This window comes from Paenibacillus sp. OT2-17 (assembly GCF_009827695.1).
Lineage (GTDB): Bacteria > Bacillota > Bacilli > Paenibacillales > Paenibacillaceae > Paenibacillus > Paenibacillus polymyxa_B.
In genome coordinates this window covers 1-2,560 of the sequence record NZ_WUDQ01000530.1, presented here as the reverse complement: position 1 = coordinate 2,560, position 2,560 = coordinate 1, and the positions used below count along the sequence as shown (strand labels likewise).

The 2,560-nt window shown below is 48.8% G+C and carries 1 protein-coding gene; it reads right to left on the bottom strand.

Annotated elements, in window-relative coordinates:
• Positions 1-2,560: type I polyketide synthase (locus GRP75_RS24140; RefSeq protein ID WP_160790583.1), on the bottom strand; the 2,560-nt coding region annotated here is incomplete at both ends.

Below are 2,560 nucleotides of genomic sequence, written 5' to 3'. Positions count from 1 at the left end.
ACAAAAATACGATACCCGGTTGGCAACCGCCGAGGCATTCCCGAGAAGTCCAATCATCCTTCCCTTGGCTTGTTCCTGGGCTCCATAGAGTTGATACTCATGGTACATCACTCCGACGTAAACCCCGACATTGCCTTCTATGCCGCCAAGCTCCCGCTCTGCACAAAGGGTTTCTCTCGTATAACCTGCATCCTCTATCGTTTCATAAACGCATTCCAGGAATAAGCGCTCCTGCGGGTCCATCGTTTCCGCTTCCCTTGGCGAAATATTGAAAAACAACGGGTCAAACCAGTCCACTCCATCGATGAACCCTCCCCACTTGCTGTAGGTTTTTCCGGGCTTGCCTCTGTTTTCATTAAAGTACAGACTGTGATCCCAGCGTTCCTTGGGAATCTCTGTAATGCAATCCTTTCCATCCCTTAGGTTGTCCCAGAACTCTCGGATACCCAATGCTCCCGGATATCTCCCCGACACGCCGATAATTGCAATGTCTAATGCCTTCTTCTCCTGATGTGGTTGTATACCTGTCGGGAAAAGCCATGGACGCCTACGATTAGCCGATATCGAGACTAAAGGCTCTATCGTTGCTTTTATAGGTACTTTCGGGCCTGCATCAGGAGCCGTATTCTTCTCTGTCGCTTCTACAGCATCAATCAGCCGACCGCGATACGATTCAAGGAAATAACCCGTCAATGACCGGAGATTCTGGTATTCAAAAAATAATGTTTTCGGTAATGAGCCGAAAGTCTTTTCCAATTCATTGGTAAGCTGCATAACCAGTATGGAGTCAATCCCATACCTGTCCATTGGTGCATTTACATCTATACTTTCAGCGGGCAGCTTGATCACGGTTGAAAGTACCGTTTTCAAATAACCCTCCGCTTTTTCCCTTAGCGATTCTTCTCCGTTAAACGGTGCTCCCCCACTTTCTATTACAGATCGGCCTGAGACATCAGTTTCCGAGAGCTGGCCTAGAATTGCCGCTTTAATCCTTTGGGGGTATCCTTCGATCACCATAACCTGACTTCTGCCGGAAGACAGGCTTTGATACAAAGCTTTGATTCCATTCTCCGTTTGCATGGCAATCATGCCCAGGCCTTGCATCGCCCTTTCCGTTTCCAGGTCGACATGCATGCCTCCATCCTTCCACAGAGGCCAGTTTATCGACAGCGTTTGCCCCTGGCGCTGCTTTGCTGTCACCAAAGCATTTCGATAGGAGGCATACGCATCCATGAAGCCATTAGCAGCGGAGTAGTCAACCTGTCCTACATTGCCAAGGCTTCCTGCGCCAGAAGAAAATAAGATAAAGAAGTCCAGAGGCAGGTCTCTGCTGGCCTGGTCCAGATTCATCACCCCTGAGACCTTCGGAATCAGCACTTCTCTAACCTCTTCTTTAGTCTTCTTGATGATGAAGTTGTCCCGAATCACTCCGGCTGTGTGCAAAATACCGTTAAGACCGCCAAATTGCTTGACGATGCCATGAATTAGCCCGGTAACCGATTCGTTGTGGCCCACATCTGCCTGTTGATACTCTATATGACCGCCCAGCGCTCTCAGTTCGCTTAACAGAGCCTTTTGGTCCGCAGAAAGTGATGACCGACCCACCAATACGACGGTGGAGTTTTTCACATTGCGCACAATGTCTCTGGCAAAAATAAGCCCCAGGCCACCTAAGCCACCAGTAATGAGATAGGTCCCACCATCTCTCCACGGCAGGTCTGCATCTTCACGTAAGGCTTCAATTTCTTGCCACATTAAAGCCTGTCGTTTGTCCCCTTGGTACCGTATCCGTTCGTTATGCAGGCCACTCCGGTTCCCTTGTAGTTTCTCAATGATTCCTTCGACATTATCCTCTACATCAAGCTCAAGCAGCTGACCCATGACATTCGGATTTTCTTTTTGAGCGGTTTTCAGCATTGCAAAGAGCCCGGAATAAACCTGTTGGTCCTTCCGAGCGCGGGTTGCAAGCTGTATCAAAACTTTCTGTTTGGGGATGTCTAGCAGGATGCTTTGCAATTCTTCAAATATCTGAATGGTATAATCTTCAAACCGACTGTCCATATCCATGCTGGAGGACTGTAAAACAAGGCAGCGAGCACCATCCATGTGGGCTTCAATATCCTCCCCGGAGATACCATCCACTTCACACAGGATCACAACATGCTGGATATCTTCGTTAGCGTTCACCCCTGTGGTGACAGGCGTCTCCTGCCAGACAGGCTCAAGCATCAGTGTACCCATATCCTCAGTGATGCTGGCTTGCCCCACATCTCCTTCCAAAGCTCTGGATAAAAGTCCTTTGAGCTGCACGCAAATCTTTCCGGTCTCATCGCACAGATCAATATCCACCTTGCTTAATCCATTCGACGTCTCTTCACTCCCATCGTGAGAGATCCGGGCCCACATCACTGGAGTGCATTTTTCGGATATCTTCAGCTCCTCCAAAGCAAAGGGTAACGCTGGCTTGCCTACAGGCAAATTTTCTTCCGAACCCATTACCAAGCCGATTGTGGCCTGCAAAGTTGAATCCATCAAAGACGGATGCAGAACAAATTCACTT